Source organism: Flavobacterium bizetiae, from assembly GCF_024271895.1.
Taxonomy (GTDB): domain Bacteria; phylum Bacteroidota; class Bacteroidia; order Flavobacteriales; family Flavobacteriaceae; genus Flavobacterium; species Flavobacterium bizetiae.
In genome coordinates this window covers 4,782,851-4,802,383 of sequence record NZ_CP091861.1, presented here as the reverse complement: position 1 = coordinate 4,802,383, position 19,533 = coordinate 4,782,851, and the positions used below count along the sequence as shown (strand labels likewise).

Here is a 19,533-nt window from a genome sequence, read left to right as displayed (position 1 = left end):
TTAAATAAAGAAAATTGTTTTTACAAATTGTTTAGTTCCTGATCTGTTCTAAATATCTTTATTCAAGCCAATTAAATTAAGGTTCTTCTTAGACCTGCTTACCTCCTTTAAGCCATCACTATTTTATACATGTTTGTTTACGACATGTAGTTATGCGCCCGTATTTATTGAGTTTTTACTATCCTACTTAAGTATCTAAGCCTTTTACTTCTGTTTTTTGATATTGCCTTAAAAGCATTTCTTATCTGCCTCAGATATCCTGCCCCGGGATTTTTTATTTCTGTTATAATAAATTGTTTGATAACCCTAATAATTAAACTTATGAAGAATAAATTACTCTCCTTATTTTTATTTTTAGGTAGTTATGCAGCTTATTCTCAGGTTGGTATTGGAACACCAATGCCTAATGCTTCTTCTCAGTTAGAAGTGGTTGCCGCTGATAAAGGTGTATTAATTCCTAAAATTAGTTTAACAGGTTCGACAGATGCTACGACCATTACAAATGGTAATGTCAACAGCTTATTGGTATTTAATACGGCAACAATTTCAGATATTAAACCAGGATATTACTATTGGTATAATAGCAAATGGAATCGAATTGTTATTTCAACAGAAATAGCAGCAAATCCAGGAATGGTTATTTATAATCCAAATAATCAGCAATTTACTTATATCGATGCTTCGGGAAATACACAAAATATAGATATAGGCGCTATTGTAAAAGCCAATGAAACGGTAACATCACTTATCAATAATGGAGGAGGCTCTTATACGTATACTAATGAAGCCGGAACAGCCGTAAATATTGATGTTGTTGGAGATGTAACAACTAATTTCAGCACTATTGTAAACAATCCGGCGGTCACTAATATTATTCAGGATATTGTAAATAAAACAGAAGGCAATGTCTCTTTTGACTCTACTACCAATCAGTTTACGTATGTAGATAATTCTGGAAATACCCAAATCGTAGATATTAGCACCATTGTAAAAGCGAATGAAACCATTACGACACTAGATAAAGATCCGGCGAATAATGGCCAATATACGTACACAAGTGAAAATGCCACTTCAACCAAAATTGATGTAGTGGGAGATGTAGTGAACAACTCCGCAGTAATTTTAAACAATCCTGCTTTTATTACGGAACTGACCAACATTATTAAAAACACCGAAACACTAACAACTTTGGTATATGATAAAGCAGCGAATACTTTAACCTATAAAGACGAAGATGAGAATCTTAATACCATTAATTTACTGGAATTAGTAAGCAATATCGAAACCAAAACGACATTGGTTTACGATCCTGTTGCAAAAACATTAACCTATAATGGAGAAAGCGGTACTCCAACCGTAATTAATTTGGTAGATCTTGTTGGAGATGCAGAAACAATAACCACCCAAACTCAAAATCCGGCAACAGGTGTCATTACCTATACCAATGAAGCCGGAACTGCCACAACATCGCAAGTTACAAGTACAGATGCGGGGAATATTTTATCCGTTGGTTCAGATGGCGGAAGTTTACTGACTCCAACTGCAATTGCAAACGCAACAACAGTTTCGAATACATCTGCCGTAAATAATTTGAGTACTACAGTAAACGGTATAACAGGAACTGCTGTGCCTATTATTAACAGTAACGAAACATCATTAACCGCAGGAAAATTAACAACTACCGTTAACGGAGTGGCGAGTACACCATTAGATCTGACTCAGATTATTACAATAGATACAGATAATACTTTAACCTTATCGGGAAATACGTTAACCTCTACCGTAAATGGAGTACCAGCATCATCTGATGCGGTAAGCGGTGTTTCGAATGCTTCGGCAGTGAATATTTCGACAGTAACCGTAAACGGTATCACGAGTACAGGCGCTCCCATAATTAATAGTAATGAAACTTCATTAACAGGAGCAAGTTTAACAACAACAGTAAACGGTGTAGTAAGTACAGCTTTAGATTTGACTCCGGCAATTGCAGCGGGTACTACGAATACTTTAGGTTTAACAGGCAATACTTTAACCTCTACTGTAAATGGAATAGCTTCAACATCAGCTGCAGTAAGCGGTGTTTCGAATGCTTCGGCAGTGAATACTTCGACAGTAACCGTAAATGGTATCACGAGTACAGGTGCTCCGATTATCAATAGTAATGAAACATCCTTAACAGGAGCAAGTTTAACAACCACTGTAAATGGTGTAGCCAGTACAGCTTTAGATTTAGCTCCGGCTATTAAAGCCAATGAAACTGTAACAACATTAGTACAGGATTTAGCAACCGGAACCATAACGTATACTAACGAAGCTGCGACACCAACAACTTCTCAGGTAATAAGTACTAATCCGGGAAATGTTATTACGGCAGGAACAGATGGCGGTGGATTTTTGAATGCAGCAACAATCAAAGCAAATGAAACGATCACCACAATAACTCCAATTATTAATTCAGGCAATATCATTGCCACTTATACCAACGAAGCGGGCGGAACTCCCGTTGAAATTCAACAAAGTGTTACAAAACAAACTCAGGATCCGGGAACGGGAATTATATCATTTTTTAATGAAGATGGTATCTCAAACGATGCAAATGTTATCAGTACGAATCCGGGAAATATAATTACAGTTGGAACTGATGGCGGTGCTTTATTGACTCCAACAACATTAGCAGCAGCAACAAGCGTTTCTAATACCAGTGCCGTTAATAATTTAAGCACAACAGTAAATGGAGTGACAGGAACTACGGTGCCAATTATTAATAGTAACGCGACTTCTTTAACAGGAACAAATTTAACCACAACAGTAAACGGAGTGGCAAGTACAGCACTTGATTTGGCTCCGGCTATTACGGCAGCAACCACCAATACTTTAGGTTTGGCAGGAAATACATTGACTTCTACTGTTAATGGAGTTGCTTCAACATCGAATGCCGTTAGTGGTGTTTCGAATGCATCGGCAATAAATACAGCGACCGTTACAGTAAATGGTGTAACAAGTTCAGGAGCTCCTATTATTAATAGCAATGCAACTTCATTAACAGGCTCAACTTTAACAACAACCGTAAACGGAGTGGCGAGTACAGCACTAGATTTAGCTCCGGCAATTAAAGCTAGTGAAACTATTACGACAATTACTCCAATTGTAAATTTAGGCAGTGTTATTGCAACTTATACCAATGAAGCTGGTGGTGTTCCGGTAGAAATTCAACAGAGTGTTACAAAACAAAGTCAGGATCCGGGATCCGGAATTATATCGTTTCTTAATGAAGATGGTTTTACTTCTGATGCCAATGTTATCAGTACTAATCCGGGAAACATCATCACTGTTGGAACTGATGGAGGTGCTTTATTAACTCCAACCACATTAACCGCTGCAACCACAAATACTTTAACTGCAGTAAATGGAAATCTTGTTTCAACTGTAAACGGCGTTGCTTCAACTCCGGCTGTTCCGGTATTAATAGCTGCTGATAACGGATTAACCACCGCAAATGGCAACGTACAATTGGGAGGAACTCTTGTTGCTCCAACCACAATAGTCACAGACTTTGCCAATACTTTAGCTATTACCGGTTTGATGCACGGTATGCCAATGGATGAAATTTTGGTTACAGATCCGGGCGGCGGGGTTATCAGAACAATTAAGCCTGATGAGTTAAACCAAAATGACTGGCATATATTTGGGAATAGCAACACTGATGATACTATTAATTTTATTGGTACAACAGATGATAAAGATTTAGTTTTTAAAAGAGATAATGATCCTGCAGGTTTGCTAAATCGAAACAATACTTCTTTTGGTGTGTTTGCTTTAAATATTGCTTCTACAGGAGCGGGAAATACTTCAATTGGAAGATATTCACTTTTCAGCAATACATCCGGATTTTATAATTCGGCAATTGGTGAAAATGCTTTATACAATAATACTACGGGAGGAGAAAATACAGCAGCCGGGCATTTAGCACTAACTAATAATACGACCGGAAATTTTAATACCTCTGCAGGTTATGCATCACTTTCAGGAAATACGCTTGGAGGTAGAAATACAGCATTTGGTTATGGAGCTGGAGGTAATAATACAGAAGCCTCAAATAACACCTTTCTTGGCGCTAGTGCTAATTTAAGTACTTTAGGATTAAATGTAAGCAATGCAACCGCTATTGGATATAATGCAAAAGTGGCCACAAGCAATAGTTTAGTTCTAGGAGGTACAGGCGCCGATGCTGTAAATGTGGGTATTGGTACCGATGCACCAGAAAACACCTTACACATTAAACCCGTAACAGGTGTTGATCCTATTCGTGCCGAAGGTTTACAACCAAGTGTATCAGGAACTGATAATATTGTGGTTGCAGATGCGTCCGGCGTTTTTAGAACGGTAACACCTAGTTCCTTAATTCCCGCCACAACAGTATCAAATAGTTTATTAATAAATAGTTTAACTACAACAGTAAACGGAGTAACAGGAACAGCAGTTAATCTCGTAAACAGTAATACAACATCGCTTACGGGAGCTAATTTAAACACATCTGTAAATGGAGTAGCAAGTACTGCTTTAAACTTGACTCCGGCAATTAAAGCAGCTGAAACCGTAACGACAATAACTCCCGTTGTAACGACAGGAAACACCATTGCAACTTATGTCAATGAAGCCGGAGGTACTCCTGTTGAGGTTAAAGAAACCATTACTTCTTTAAAAGATGTGGTAACACAGGTAACAGATCCATTCGGGCAGTTGTTTGATGTACATACACTTACTTATACTGATGAAGCAAGTACACCAAATCCTATTGATTTATCGGTTTTGGTAAAAGGAGTAGAAACCCTGACATCTTTAGTATACGACGGAGCCAATCATTCTTTAATTTATAGTGATGAAAAAGGAAATGCTTCTGAGTTTAAAATGGTTGATTTAATTGGAGAATCGGAAACATTAACCACTTTAGAAGTAAATGCGACAACAGGAACTTTAGATTATACAAACGAAGACAAAGTAGTAACACAACTGGATTTAGGAGCAGCGGTAAAAGAACCTTGGTTTAGTACAACAACTCATATGGGAGCTACACTAAATACTGAGGATATTTATACCAACGGATGGGTAGGAATTGGGTATACAACTGCATCCGGAGCACCAAACGAAAAACTAAGAGTCAACGGTGCCATATCGACGGTGAATACTTATTATGCCGATTATGTATTTGAGGATTATTTTAATGGAAAATCTGAAATTAAGACCGATTATAAATTTAAACGTCTGCCCGAAATTGAAGATTACATCAAAAAGTACAATCACCTTCCGGGAATAACGCCTATTAACAGACTCGAAAAAACAAAAGTAGGGTACGCATTTAATATGTCTGAATTATCGATTCAGTTATTAGAAAAAACAGAAGAAATCTATTTGCACATTATAGAGCAAAACAAAGAGATTGAAGCAAAAGACAAAGAAATAAAAGAATTGAAAGAAGCTTCAAAAGCAATGAATTTACGTCTTGAAAAACTGGAAAAACTAATAGCAGAAAAGAATAATTAATGCCATTTATCAAGTTTTAGAAAATTCTAAAACCAAGAGTGACAACTAATATTATTACAGACTTAAATACTACGATTATGAAAGTAACATTATATAAAATCCAAAAAAATATCTTTGCAGTATTCTTTATTTTGTTCAGTCTTTATTCTCTTACGGCTCAGGTAAACAATACTAAAATAAAAGACGGAACAGTCAGTACCGGCCCTGAAAAAGCAAAGCCGGGAGCGATTTTCGAATTAGAAAGTAACAATAAAGGAATGCTGACTTCGCGATTAACCACCGCACAACGCGACGCAATCCCACCTGCTAATCTTACAGACGGTTTATTAATCTATAATACCACAACAGGATGTTTTGATTATTGGAGCCAGATTCAGAATATATGGCTGAGTATCTGTGGTACACTGCCACCTGCGGTATTTGAAATTGCTACAGCACAATGTAGCGAAGTACAAGCTTTTGGAACCTATAAAAGCGGACAAGTTTTAATTGCCTCCAATTATCTCACAGTTCCGGTTACTGTTACACAACCGGGAGTGTATACGGTTTCGGCCACTACAACCAATGGATATTATTTTGGAACAAGCGGCACTTTTCCAACTGCGGGAACTTATACTTTGAATTTGCCAGCGACAGGAACACCAAAAAATGGTACAGTAAGTCCGGATCCGGGAGATCCTGTTACCATTAATCTAAACGGAAAAGCAAGCACTTGTATTCCGCATATTCCTATAACTCCTGCCGATGTTGATTTTATTGTAAATTGTGGTGTTATAAACCCGCTTGGAAGTTATTACATTGGAATCCCTCTAACATCCACCAATAAAATTACAGTTAGTGTAAGTCCAACTGTTTTAGGATTTTGGAGTATGAATACCAATACCGTAAACGGATATTCTTTTAGCGGCACGGGAACATTTACAAGTTTAACTCCAAATCAAACCGTTGAGCTTTTAGGCACAGGAACGCCGGAAGCATCAGGCATCAATAATTTTAATCTGGTTTCTAATGCCACTACACAGGGAACAGCTTCCTGTACAGGTATTCCAATTACGGTACAAGCAGTAGCTTATACGATTAATTGCGGTACGGCAACACAAAACGGAGTTTACTTGCAGGATATTCCTTTAACGGCGCTCAATACCATTACATTACCCATAAATGTAACAGCAACCGGAAAAACAACTATTACCACCACAACCGCAAACGGAATTACCTTTACATCCGGGCTGATTACTTTATCTACTTTAGGAGCACAAAATGTAACCTTAATAGGTTCCGGAACACCAACAGCTTCGGGAACAGCAGCACTAACAGTTTCCGGAACTCCAGGTGCAGCTGCAACATGTACATTAAATGTAACAATAGCACCACAGCCTGTAACCTATACTACAAATTGTGCCGGAATTACAACAGCTGGTAATTATGCACCAGGTATCGCAATGGCAGCAGCAAATACAATGACAGTTCCAGTAAATGTCACTTATGTAGGGGCTTATAGCATTACAACCAATACCGTAAACGGAATCAGCTTTTCGGCAACAGGAACTTTTAGTGCTGTTGGAGCTCAAAATGTAATCATGACCGCAACAGGAACTCCAACTTCGGGAGGAACTTTTTCTTATGCCATAACCGCTAATAGTACCAATGGAGGTACAGCTTGTAATAAAAGCATAACGTTTGTTTTCCGTACGATGAAAGTATTAGGAATGGGAGACGGAATGTATCAGCCAGGAACTGCCGGAACAGGAGATGCTTCTAGAGCGATATTGGCATCAACAGCAAATTTCAGTGCTACGGGAACATTTCAGGTACAAGGTATTACCATTATAAATGGAGGAACCAATCAGGGCACTACATTGAAAAACTTAATCAATACCAATAATATTGATATCATAGTAATTGGATACAATTATCTGCCAAACGCGGCTTCTATTGCCATCTTAAATGATTTTGTTCAGAATAAAAAAGGAGTAGTAATTCATTCACAGGAAAATGATGCGGCGGGAACGGCCAATTTAATTAATACTATTTGCGGTTCAACAACGGCGGTAGTTTCGGGAACAGGAACAACCTATGTAAATCCTGTTTTAAGTGTTTCAGATCCTGTTCTTCAAGGGCCTTTCGGAACCATTACCGGATTTAATCTGGGCAGCGATGTAAACAATTCGTATTATGTGACCGGTCTTCCGGCAAACGTAACGAGTCTTGCAACTCAAAACGGAAACGCGACCAGAATATTCTCGTTTAAACATAATACTTTGGGGTATATATATGTAGGAGATTCTGGCTGGACTGCGGGACAAGTATCTAATACATCTACCACAACATGGCCTGCAAAATTTGCCAGTACAGGACAGCCGTTACCAAAAGCGTATGATTCTGGAGTTACGGTTTACAATAGTATTATGTATGCGAATACTATGGCGTGGGCTATTAAATATGTACAGGATAACATTAACTCGAGTTATGTTCTTCCTTAAATAGAAATTAAATACAGATCTCTTTATTGTTAGAAAGAGATCTGTATTATCTAAAGTTTAAATGCTAGATTATGATGAAGATATATAGAATAGCAATTTTTCTATCCTTATTATTTATGGGTAAAATTGCAGGGCAGACTGTCAATACAGGAGATTTATCGGTTGCACCCAATACGCAGCTTTCGACCTTGTTTAGTTTTGATAATAAGTCAAGCGGCGATGTATTGATAGACGGTAGTTTTATGGCTTATGCCAATTTTAATAACGACGGATTAGTCACGTATAGTAACGCAAGTAACGGAAAAACTTTTTTTATCGGCACACAGCAGCAACTTATTTCGGGTACTGAAATTGCACATTTTCAGAATATTGTTTTCGAGAATACCTCAGGATTAGTTCCTTTTCAGCTCAATACGATTATTGAAATTGGTAAAAATGCCGAATTTAAAAAAGGAATAGTAGATGCCGATACTTATAATGGAAAAATGATTTTTGACCAAAATGCTTTTCATACCGATGCCAGTAATTTGAGTTTTGTGGATGGAAAAGTAGAAAATAAAGGGAATCTTGATTTTGAATTTCCTGTTGGAGATCAGTTTTATTTCAGGCCTTCTTATCATGAGAAAGGAGCAAATGTAAATAATGTTTATACAACCCAGTATTTTTTGCAAAATGCAGGAAATCAACATCCGTATACGAGTAAAGACGATACTATTATAACTATTGATGAGGTTGAATATTGGGATTTAACCCAGGATCAGGGTTCAGAAAAAATTGTGTTAAGTCTTACTCTCGATACCAACACAACGCCCGCTTCTTTTTTTGAAGAGAAACCCGATACGCAATTAGGTATAGTTCGGTGGGACGATACAGCCAAAAAATGGGTCAATGAAGGCGGTGTTACAACCGATCTTGTTACTGGTGCCAATTATTCTAAACTCATTACAACACAAGTGGGTGGTTACGGACTTTTTACAATTGCGATGGTAAAAAAAGCAGATATTCCGGATTCAGATTTAATTATTTATAATGCTATATCTCCTAATGGCGACGGACTTAATGACAGCTTTTATATTAAAGGAATCAATCAATATCCGGAAAACAGGGTAGAAATATACAATCGCTGGGGTGTAAAAGTATTTGATGCTGCCTCTTACAATGAAAGTGATGTAATGTTCAAAGGATATTCTGACGGACGAGGAACTGTAAAGAGGGGAGAAGGACTTCCTGCCGGAACGTATTTTTATGTTTTAAAATATACCAAAGGCACTCAACCTATTGAGAAAACGGGATATCTCTATATTAGTAATGATAAATAAAATTTGAAATAGCTGGAAACGGTTTTTATTTCAATTAATAAAAAGACAGATAAATTCATTCGTTATAATTAATAAACCGTTTTTAGATAAATGCTCCAGAGGAGCAAAATATGTATAGTCTAATTGATTCTCTAATGTACAGAGCCCCAGCGGGGGCGATATATTTGCAACAGATAGATATTTCGCTCCGATGGAGCTTTAGATCTTTTTAGGATTCATTGCTATAAATATTTTGCTCCTCCGGAGCATTTTGAAAATAATCTCTACTTTTTGTAAAGATAGATTTTGATAAAAAAGCAGTACTTTAAGTATATTTGAAGTACTGCTTTTTTATAAAGGCAGAGCTTAAATTAATTTGATAATGAAAGAACAACAAAAGAAGCAGAGCTGTTCTGTTCAGGAATGTGATACGAATGAGATCAATCAGTGTGGCGGTTCTCCTTTTTATAATATCTTTCTTTTGGAAGGAAGCGGAAAAGTAAGTGTCGATTTAGCCGAATATTCTTTTGATGGTAAAATCGCATTGTTTTCAACGCCTTATCAAATTATTCAGTTTAAAACAGAAGAAGCGCTAAAAGTCAAGAGATTACAATTTCATGGTGATTTTTATTGTATCGAATATCATAAAAAAGAAGTAGCCTGCAACGGACTTTTATTTAATAATATATACGAGCAAACCTTTATCAATTTAAAACCCGAAGAGTATGCTGAGATAGATTATATTTTAGGAAAACTCATTGTTGAGGTAGAAGATACTTCCAGTTATGCCGATGCTGTTGTAAAAACTTATTTGCAATTGATTTTGGCATTGTGCAGTAAAATTAAATCACAGCAAGTTATTGTTTACGACGAAAAGAATGCCCACCATCCGTTAATGAAATTCAAAACATTACTCGAGAATCATTTTCATACCGAAAGACAGCCTTCTTTTTATGCTTCGCAAATGGGAATTTCGCCAAATAATTTTTCGAAGATCTGCAAACAGCATTTTTTAAAAACTCCTTCAGAATTAATTCAGGAGAGAGTGATATTGGAATCTAAAAAGCTTATTCATCTTAGTTATAAAAGCATGAAAGAAATTGCCTCAGAATTAAATTTTGACGATGAGAATTATTTCAGCCGTTACTTTAAAAAACATGTCGGGATTTCGCCTACCGCTTTTCGCGAAAATGTTGGAATATCCATCGTGGCAGATTTGTCCAGATAAACTCCACATTTGTCCATTGTTGCGAGAATAGTGTCTCCTTAATTTTGTCTGAAAATAATTAAACAGATGAAAACACTAAAAATCATAGCAAATTTACAAGGTCAATTTTTCAATTTCATGCGAATCGCCATTTTTATCGTAATGGTATGGATTGGAGGACTTAAAGCTTTTCAATATGAAGCAGACGGAATTGTTCCTTTTGTAGCCAATAGCCCTCTCATGAGTTTCTTTTACAATAATCCCGAAGAATACAAGGATTATAAAAACAAAGAAGGTGAAGTTGTAGAAAAAAATATCAACTGGAATACCCAAAACGGAACGTATAGCTTTTCGTATGCTTTAGGAAGTGTAATCGTAATTATTGGTTTTCTAAACCTATTTGGTATTTTCAATAACCGTATTGGCTTAATTGGTGGCTTGCTTACCGCTGGTATGGCATTCGTTACACTTTCCTTTTTAATTACAACGCCAGAAGTCTGGGTGCCTAATTTAGGAGGCGATATGCCAACGCCGCAACATGGTTTTCCGTACCTGTCCGGTGCAGGCCGATTGGTTATAAAAGATATCATTATGATGGCTGGAGGTTTACTGATAGCTTCAGATTCTGCTAAGAAACTTTTAGAATATAAAAAGCTATAAAACAGTTGTAAATATTCCCGTTAGTAGTTTTAAACGAATTACAAAACTACTAACGGAGAAATGATACCAATCATAATTCTTCCCGTATTATTGTTCGATTGCCCCAAATCAGTTTTGGCGTAATCGCTGTAATTGTAGAACCGGGCTACATAAGTGGCAAAAAACTTCAAGTTAAAATTTTTGATAGGATAAAATTCTACAGTCGGGATAACGCCCCAGGCAGTACGAATTCGGTTAGAGCTTACATTTGGTACCGGAATATCTTTCCAGGAAGCCGTACTTACCATTCCAATCGCTGTAATTTTCCATTGTTCATTAAGAGAATAAACTGTTCTTAGCCAGTGTTCGATATAATATACATTCTCTGCCGCATGATCCATAACCGTATCCGGAATTATAGAACTCACCACTCCGGTACGATCTAAATCTTCGCTGCTCCATTTAAAATCATATTGAAAAAGCCATTTTTTAGTTCTAAACTGATTTCCTAAAGCGGTGTAATACATATTAACAGGTCTTCCGTTTTTGGTCGCTTCCTGAAAAATACTAAAACTGTAAATCGTTTTAAATTTTCCGTCTAAAAAACTTCCGTTCCAGTTTCCTACGTACGCAGCAGGAAATTTGGCTTCTTCTATATCGGGTACATTTTGATAAATTTCAGTAAAACTTTTAGTGCGGGAATTTAAAACCTGACATGAAAAATTATGATTCGTATTCAGTTTCCAGTTCAATTGAACACCCGTTAAAAAGTTATCAGAATTGTCGACAATATCATTGTACTGATAAATGTCAATTGGGTTCATATCAAATTCATAACCGCCCCAATTTGCTGTCATTTTTCCTATCGCAATACTCGTTCTGCCCGATATTTTATAGCCAATAAAGGCCAAATCAGTAGAACTGCTCATATTGTCTGTTGACTGAACTTCAGTATCTTTAGTATAACGGTCTCTGAACCTGAAAAACACTTTGTCTTTGTATACTTTTCCTTTTACTTCCAATCTAAACTGGTTAACTTCAAATTTACTACCCGTATAATTTCCGTCTTCAAAATTGCTGTTGAAACCCAACTGAGTGTTGAAAATAACGTCAACATTATTAAGTAAGTCAACCTTGTTTGCGGTTATTAAAGGCGTTTGATGATTTAATATGGTATCCGTTTGTTTGTCCTGCTGCGAATATGCATTGGTAACTAGAAAAAGACCTAAAAATATTGAAGTTAATACACGCATAATTTACAATTAAGATTATTTAATACTCAAAGAAATATTCTTGTAATGTTTTACTATCAGTGGTTTTGGTAAGTCCCAGCATTAATAAAATTCTCGCCTTTTGCGGAATCAAATCATCGGCTACAATAGTGCCCAGTTTTTTATCATCGGTTTCATCAAATAAAGTAACTCTTCCGGATGGCACTCTTGAAGCCCTGGCTACTACAATACCTTTTTTAATGGCATTTACAACAGCATCAGAGTTTATTTTATTTAGATTTCCGTTGCCCAAACCTCCTGTAACAATGCCTTTTACACCTGAGGCAACATAAGCATTTATTGCAGTTGCAGGAGTATCTGCATACAATTCCACAACAGCAACTTCAGGTAATTTGGTTAAGCCCGTAATGTCAAACGGAGTATTTTTATTCGATTTTCTTAACGGACTTTCATACATCTGGATTTTTCCGTCGTAAACCTGTCCAATCGGCCCGCTGTTTGGTGCAGAAAAAGCATTTAAATGTGTTGTGCTCGTTTTTACAGCGCTTCTTCCTGTAAAAATATATTCATTAAATACAAGTAATACACCGCTGTTGGCCGCTTGTTTAGAAGCTGCTAAAGTTACGGCGTCATATAAATTCTTTGGTCCGTCGGCACTTATGGCGGTGGCCGGACGCATAGAACCTGTAATCACGACCGGTTTGTCGTATCTTACCGTTAACGATAAAAAATAAGCAGTTTCTTCCTGAGTATCCGTACCGTGGGTGATTACGATACCATCAGCTTCATTATTTTTATAAATCTCATTGATTCTTTTATTCAGTTTGATCCAAATATCAACGCTCATATCCTGGCTTCCAACATTCGAAATTTGTTCTCCTGTAATGTCTGCTACTTTTTCGATTCCTGGAACGGCGCCAATTAAATCTTTAATTGGTAATTCTCCAGCAGTATAAGCCGCGCGGTCTGCAGAAGCTCCTTTTCCGGCAATTGTTCCTCCGGTTGCCAATATTTTTATTCTTGGCAGTTTTTGCGCATAAACTCCTGTTGTTAATAAAACGGATAATAGTAAGGTAAATAAGGTTTTCATAGATGAAATGTTTTTATTTATAAAAGTTTATTTTGTTGAATTTTCCCAGCTGGTTACGTATTCCATTAGAATTTTGCGAATATTTTTCCCCAGTATTAAATAACTGTCCGTTGGAAGATTGGCAAGCGAAACTCTGATACTCCATTCCGGTCCGGCAAAACCACCACCGTTTAAAAGTACAATTGCTGTTTTTTCGGCCAGGCGGAATAGAACATCAACAGGTTCAAAATTGGTTTTCATCCAATGGGCAAAATCTTCTCCATAAAAATGTTTTGCGGCAACCATAATATCAATTTCAGAATAATATCCGGCACGCATTGGATCTTCGAGAATAGGCACTTCTAATCCTTCCCACAATAAACTGAGACGTTTGCGAATAATAGATTGTGTAAGGGTTTTGTAAACATCCTGAGTATCTAATAGACAAAATGCAGAGAACAACATCATCTGAAATTGCTGCGGCAGCGATAATCCGGCCGTGTGATTTAAAGCCACTTGGCGGCTATCAGCTACAAGTCGGTCTATAAATTTGATTTTTTCAGGTTCTAAAGTCAAAGTTGAGTAACGGTCGTGCAGTTCTTTTTTATGAGCAGCACTCAGATTGGCTATTTTTTTATCGAAAATATTATCCTGATGAATAGCGATGGTTCCTAATCTCCATCCCGTGCATCCAAAATATTTGGAGAACGAGTAAACAGTAATGGTATTATGAGGAATAATGGCCATTAAGGATCTGAAATTATCAATGAAAGTACCATAAACATCATCTGTAATAATCATCAATTCTGGATTGTGATTTTTTACGATATCGGCTATATAATTTAAAGTTTCTGTGCTCATTGCAGAAGAGGGCGGATTACTCGGATTGACCACAAAAGCCACTTTAACAGCCGGATCTTTTAGTTTGTCTAATTCAGAATTTGGATATTGCCAGGTATGAAATCCATTTTCACCAACACCGCTGGCTTCAACGTAAACCACATCAAATTTGTAGCGCTCTAACTGCGGAATTTCGATGTAAGGTGTAAAAGTAGGAGTAAGGAGCGCTATTTTATCCCCGCGTTCTGTAAGGTGATTTTGCATGAAGGAATCAAAAATATAGCACATTGCGGCGGTTCCTCCTTCAACAGCAAAAATATCGTATTTGCCTTTGTCGTTTCCAATACCGCACATTTCCTGTACCAAATAATCGTGAACCACAATTTCTATTTGGCTTAACATACGATCCGGAACAGGATAATTAAATCCAATTACGGCTTCTATCCATTCGCGAATCCAGGCATCACCATCAAAATCATGTTTGTCTACTCCGTAATGATACGTTTTTTCTAAAAGTACGGCACCGGGTGCATCTTTATGTTGGGACAGAAATGTTTCAAAACGAGAAGCAACACCGTTTTTATTTTGTACAATTCCGGCCATTATACCTTGTTCTTCAAAAACATTACGGCATTCTTCTAAAGCAAATTGCCCGAAAAGAAAAAAAGCTTCTCTGGGAACGGTTGCGATCCAGTTTGGATTTCCCCTTCCGGCATTAAGGGTAATTGCGGTTGATTTAAGTGCGCTTTCGTCTGCCAGATGAATCAATTCATTCTTAATTTCAAATGGACTAAGAGTTTGAAGTGTTTTTTCGACCTCTCGTGATGTTTTTATTTTAGAAATATCGATTGCCATAACTTAGATGTTTATAGATTTGTTTCAAAACGAGAAGCAACACCGTTTTTATTTTGTACAATTCCGGCCATTATACCTTGTTCTTCAAAAACATTACGGCATTCTTCTAAAGCAAATTGCCCGAAAAGAAAAAAAGCTTCTCTGGGAACGGTTGCGATCCAGTTTGGATTTCCCCTTCCGGCATTAAGGGTAATTGCGGTTGATTTAAGTGCGCTTTCGTCTGCCAGATGAATCAATTCATTCTTAATTTCAAATGGACTAAGAGTTTGAAGTGTTTTTTCGACCTCTCGTGATGTTTTTATTTTAGAAATATCGATTGCCATAACTTAGATGTTTATAGATTTTAAAAAATACGTTTAACTCATGATTAATATGATGACGACTCCCCAGATAATAAGAAGCGTGTTTCCTACTGCATAGGTTACAGTATAACCCAAGGCAGGAGTTTTACTTTTTACAGCATCTTGTAATGCTCCTAAAGCAGCGGTTGTAGTTCGTGCCCCGGCTGCACAGCCTAAGGTTATAATAGGATGGAATTTGAAAATATACCTTCCGATAAGAAGTGCGAGAATTAACGGAATAGCAGTTGCCGCAGCTCCGGCGATAAATAATCCCCAGCCGGCTTCCTGAAACCCAACAATAAAACTTGGCCCTGCTGTAATACCTACTACGGCTATAAAAATGTTTAATCCAACATTATTCATGACCCATAAAGCAGGCTCCGGAATACGGCCAAAAGTAGGATGCTGACCTCTTAACCAGCCAAAAAATAAACCTGATATTAATGCTCCGCCGCTTGTACTTAAACTTATAGGAACTCCGCCAACTTTAATACTCAAGGCACCAAATAAACCACCAAGCACAATTCCTAAACCAACAAATGCCATATCGGTAGAATTGGTAGGTCGGTCAGGATAGCCAATATGTTCAGCTGCCTGATCTACATCTTTTTTAATACCAATAAGTTCAATCATATCTCCCTTATTTAAAATCGTATTTGGGAGTATTGGCATTTGAATTCCTGATCTTTTTAAGGATCGAACCACAACACCGTGCATAAATTTGATGTGTCTTAAATCGTTAAGGGTTTTGTTTGTTACTTCTTTCTTTACAATAAGTATACTTAATACTTCTACAGGAAAGTTAAGAAGCTCAATGTCTAAAACCTCTTTTTCATTTACGGCAACGTAGTTCATCATAAACTCTCGTCTTCCGCCCAAAGCGATAATATCATTCTCTTTAATTATTGTATTTGGAGAAGCTTCTAAAATTTCTTTTCCTTTTCGAATGCGTTGTATAAACAAGCGTCTGCCTTTGTTTTCAAGTTCCGCTTCAACTTCGGCAACTGTTTTATTACAGGCATACGAAAGTGCCGAAATTTGATAAGCATTATAAATAACCCTGTCATAAGCAGATGCGATACTTGGGTCGTCTCCAATAGCATCTCCACCTAGCTGAATTTCAAGTTCTTTGGCTTTTTCGACCAAATTTCCACCTAATAATTTAGGACCTAAAGAAGCCAATAACCAGGCTGATCCCGCTGTTCCAAATATATAAGTAACCGCATACGCGACCGGAATTTTGTTTATGAGCGCTGTTTTTTGATCGGCAGGAATTCCCAATTGATTTATGGTATCTGAAGCTACGCCAATAACAGCCGAAATAGTTTGAGAACCCGCGAGCATACCAGCAGTTAGGCCCATATCGTACCCCATAATTTTGCCTATTAAGTAGGGAAATATTAAACACAGCACACATACTATTGCGGCGTAAAACATTTGCGGAAGCCCGTCTTTCTTTAAACCTCCAAAAAACTGAGGACCTACACTATATCCAACAGCAAATAGAAACATGAGAAAAAAGACCGATTTTACATTTGGAGAAATTACAATGTCTAATTGTCCAACTAAGACTCCCACGAGCAAAACGCTGGTTACGGTTCCTAAAGAAAAGCTGCCAATTTTTAATTTTCCAATAAAATAACCTAAGGATAAGGTGAGAAAAACGGCTAGTTCGGGATAATCTTTTAAGGTAGTAATAATCCAATCCATAATTGCTTGTTTTAAATTTGCTATATGTCGATAATTGATGATGAAGATCGCGGGAGTAGAGTAAGGGGATATTGTATCTCCTTGAAAAACGGAAGTTTTTATTTTATTCAAAAATATGTTACAAACTCAGAATAATCGCATATTTTCAAGATGTACAGGTTTCAAGTTATAATTTGCAACAAAAAAACAGGGGCAAATGTTTCAAATTATGATTTTTAACAAAAAAAGGAAGTCCGATATTTTTATTAAGATATAAGTGCAGAATTTTAAGTACTGAATTTATAAGTTAAAAGCAGCTCATCAAAAAGGAAATAATGATTTTAGTAATTTGCAAATTTGCATATATTTGCAAGTAACTACTAACTAAAATCATTTTGTTTTGTTTAAGAAAAGTCTAGTTTCTGTTTTATTTATTTTATCTGTAAGTTGTTTTGCGAATGTAAAAGATTCATTACGCCTTAAATTGGACTTTGCTATCGAACACAAAGCAGATTATTCTTCTCAAAAAGACAAAAGAACTTCTAAAATTAGAAAAGCACTTAAAGGAAAAAACTCACTTGAAGTTCAGTATTCATTGAATCAAAAATTGTACACAGAATACAGAAAATATAAAATAGATTCGGCATTATATTTTATTACTAAGAATGTAAAACTTTCAGAATCAATTAAATATAGTAGTTTTAAAACTGATGCCGTGCTGCAATTGGCAAATCTATATTCAGCAAGCGGACGTTTTCTGGAATCAGAAAAATTACTTAAATCAGTTCAGGGCAAAACACTTTCAGACAATCAAAAAAAGACCTATTTAGAATTTTACATTGAGTTTTTTGAACACTACGCCACAAACAATCCAAGCAAATATTACAATGAACAAATAGGAATCTACAGAGATTCATTGCTGGCAGTTTTAGATCCGCAATCTTCAGAGTATAAAGTAAATTTAGCTTTGCGTTCTATTGATAATAAAGAGTATAGCGCGGCAAAAACAAATCTGGAAGATTTGTTCTACAATCAGGAACTTAAAAAATCTCAATATGCCATGTGCGCCTATCTTTTAGGAAACATAAGTATGCACAATAAAAATTATACTGATGGAATAAATTATTATACAATGGCAGCAATTACTGATATAGAAACGGCAACAAGAGATCAGGGAGCCATACAAAATCTTGCGATATACAATTATTACAATAATAATATTGATCTGGCTTATAAATATGCAAAGTCAGCTTTAGAAGATGCTGTAGCCTGCAATGTAAAATTTAGAACCTTGATGATGTCAGAGTTTTATTCGATTATTAATGCTGCCTACCAGAAAAAAGAAGATAAAAATAAAAAGCAACTTCAGGTTTATATTTTATCGGTAAGCGTACTCAGTGGTTTTTTGATCATTTTAATTTTTTACATCTATCGCCAAATGAAGCGTTTATTTAAAATTAAAAAAGAACTATCAGCATCAACTCAAAACCTTCAGGAATTAAATACTGAATTTCAGTCTGTTAATGATCGGCTTAAACTATTCAATGACCAGCTTAACGAATCTAATAATATAAAGGAAGAATATATAGCTCAGTTTTTTGATATCTGTTCCTCTTATATAAGCAAGATGGAAGATTACAGAAAGAAACTTTATAAAAAAGCAGTCAACAAACAGTTCGTTGAGTTAACTAATGTTTTAAGATCAAATGATACGATTGAAATGGAATTGGTTGATTTATACAGGAAATTTGATACTGTTTTCATTAAACTTTATCCTGAATTTACTTCAGATTTTAATGCTTTGCTTACCGAAGGAGAAAAAATCACGCTAAAAGAAGGAGAAATATTAAGTACAGAGCTACGCATCTTTGCCCTTGAAAGACTTGGTATTAAAGACAGCGAAAAAATTGCTTCATTTTTAAGGCTTTCTATGAGCACGATTTACAATTACAGAACTAAAATTCGCAATAAAACGGTTTATTCTAAAGAAGAGTTCACCAAAAAACTCGAGAAAACCGGTAGTAGATCTCATACGTTATAATAGAGATAATGATCTTCAGAAATCCCTGTTTTTTATGAGGATATCATATTAGAAAGCTAAAGTTGTATAGGGAATGATGTAGTATTTACGGCAGGTTTCATTGCTTTTTTAAGCTACATTTTTCGCAACTATGAACTACTTTTTAAAATGCTGTTTTGTGTTTAAGTGTTTGATTTTTAGCGTTTTAATTAGTTTGTTGTTCTACATTTTATTTTTGCAATGCAGCGCGAGTACTATATCGTTATAGTTTTACATCATCGGGATTTATTCATTTAAAAAATAAACCTGAGGCAGATAA

The 19,533-nt window shown here is 36.2% G+C and carries 11 protein-coding genes; 6 read left to right on the top strand and 5 right to left on the bottom strand.

The window, feature by feature from the left end:
* The first annotated feature begins 321 nt into the window (after window positions 1-321).
* The 5 genes from L0669_RS19860 to rclC all read left to right on the top strand — a co-directional run bounded on the left by L0669_RS19860 (window position 322) and on the right by rclC (window position 11,189).
* Window positions 322-5,541 (top strand): beta strand repeat-containing protein, encoded by a 5,220-nt coding sequence (locus L0669_RS19860; protein ID WP_263759617.1) that lies wholly within the window; start codon window positions 322-324, stop codon window positions 5,539-5,541.
* 77 nt (window positions 5,542-5,618) lie between these two features.
* On the top strand, window positions 5,619-8,024 hold the full coding sequence (locus tag L0669_RS19855; RefSeq protein WP_263759616.1) for a hypothetical protein: 2,406 nt from the start codon (window positions 5,619-5,621) through the stop codon (window positions 8,022-8,024).
* Between the two features lie 71 nt (window positions 8,025-8,095).
* A complete protein-coding gene (locus L0669_RS19850) occupies window positions 8,096-9,343 on the top strand; it encodes a T9SS type B sorting domain-containing protein (protein ID WP_263759615.1) in 1,248 nt (415 codons plus the stop codon).
* Window positions 9,344-9,704: 361 nt separating this feature from the next.
* A complete protein-coding gene (locus tag L0669_RS19845; protein WP_263759614.1) occupies window positions 9,705-10,550 on the top strand; it encodes a helix-turn-helix domain-containing protein in 846 nt (281 codons plus the stop codon).
* A gap of 66 nt (window positions 10,551-10,616) precedes the next feature.
* On the top strand, window positions 10,617-11,189 hold the full coding sequence (gene rclC, locus L0669_RS19840) for a reactive chlorine resistance membrane protein RclC (protein WP_263759612.1): 573 nt from the start codon (window positions 10,617-10,619) through the stop codon (window positions 11,187-11,189).
* A gap of 38 nt (window positions 11,190-11,227) precedes the next feature.
* Here the strand turns inward: rclC and L0669_RS19835 are convergent, their stop codons facing one another.
* From L0669_RS19835 to aspT, 5 genes are read right to left on the bottom strand one after another with little or no spacing between them, the layout of a single operon-like run.
* Window positions 11,228-12,421 carry an OprO/OprP family phosphate-selective porin gene (locus L0669_RS19835; RefSeq protein WP_263759610.1) on the bottom strand — a complete coding sequence of 398 codons (1,194 nt, stop codon included), beginning with the start codon at window positions 12,419-12,421 and terminating at the stop codon, window positions 11,228-11,230.
* A 19-nt stretch (window positions 12,422-12,440) separates the two neighbouring features.
* Complete coding sequence (locus L0669_RS19830) at window positions 12,441-13,490, bottom strand: type II asparaginase (RefSeq protein ID WP_263759609.1); 1,050 nt, start codon at window positions 13,488-13,490, stop codon at window positions 12,441-12,443.
* 27 nt (window positions 13,491-13,517) lie between these two features.
* Complete coding sequence (gene aspD / locus L0669_RS19825) at window positions 13,518-15,164, bottom strand: aspartate 4-decarboxylase (RefSeq protein WP_263759608.1); 1,647 nt, start codon at window positions 15,162-15,164, stop codon at window positions 13,518-13,520.
* Between the two features lie 11 nt (window positions 15,165-15,175).
* Window positions 15,176-15,487: a hypothetical protein gene (locus tag L0669_RS19820; protein ID WP_263759607.1), complete on the bottom strand. Its 312-nt coding sequence runs from the start codon at window positions 15,485-15,487 to the stop codon at window positions 15,176-15,178.
* A 33-nt stretch (window positions 15,488-15,520) separates the two neighbouring features.
* The gene (gene aspT, locus L0669_RS19815; protein WP_263759606.1) at window positions 15,521-17,215 is read right to left on the bottom strand and encodes an aspartate-alanine antiporter; all 1,695 of its coding nucleotides are present in this window, start codon (window positions 17,213-17,215) and stop codon (window positions 15,521-15,523) included.
* Between the two features lie 379 nt (window positions 17,216-17,594).
* Between aspT and L0669_RS19810 the strand changes: the two genes are divergently transcribed.
* Complete coding sequence (locus L0669_RS19810) at window positions 17,595-19,235, top strand: DUF6377 domain-containing protein (protein ID WP_263759605.1); 1,641 nt, start codon at window positions 17,595-17,597, stop codon at window positions 19,233-19,235.
* The last annotated feature ends 298 nt before the right edge of the window (window positions 19,236-19,533 follow it).

What these genes read in the sequence shown, in the direction of transcription:
- aspD (WP_263759608.1), bottom strand. Translation starts at nt 15,164, where the DNA reads ATGGCAATCGATATTTCTAAAATAAAAACATCACGAGAGGTCGAAAAA.
- rclC (WP_263759612.1), top strand. Translation starts at nt 10,617, where the DNA reads ATGAAAACACTAAAAATCATAGCAAATTTACAAGGTCAATTTTTCAAT.
- L0669_RS19845 (WP_263759614.1), top strand. Translation starts at nt 9,705, where the DNA reads ATGAAAGAACAACAAAAGAAGCAGAGCTGTTCTGTTCAGGAATGTGAT.
- aspT (WP_263759606.1), bottom strand. Translation starts at nt 17,215, where the DNA reads ATGGATTGGATTATTACTACCTTAAAAGATTATCCCGAACTAGCCGTT.
- L0669_RS19820 (WP_263759607.1), bottom strand. Translation starts at nt 15,487, where the DNA reads ATGGCAATCGATATTTCTAAAATAAAAACATCACGAGAGGTCGAAAAA.
- L0669_RS19830 (WP_263759609.1), bottom strand. Translation starts at nt 13,490, where the DNA reads ATGAAAACCTTATTTACCTTACTATTATCCGTTTTATTAACAACAGGA.
- L0669_RS19860 (WP_263759617.1), top strand. Translation starts at nt 322, where the DNA reads ATGAAGAATAAATTACTCTCCTTATTTTTATTTTTAGGTAGTTATGCA.
- L0669_RS19835 (WP_263759610.1), bottom strand. Translation starts at nt 12,421, where the DNA reads ATGCGTGTATTAACTTCAATATTTTTAGGTCTTTTTCTAGTTACCAAT.
- L0669_RS19855 (WP_263759616.1), top strand. Translation starts at nt 5,619, where the DNA reads ATGAAAGTAACATTATATAAAATCCAAAAAAATATCTTTGCAGTATTC.
- L0669_RS19850 (WP_263759615.1), top strand. Translation starts at nt 8,096, where the DNA reads ATGATGAAGATATATAGAATAGCAATTTTTCTATCCTTATTATTTATG.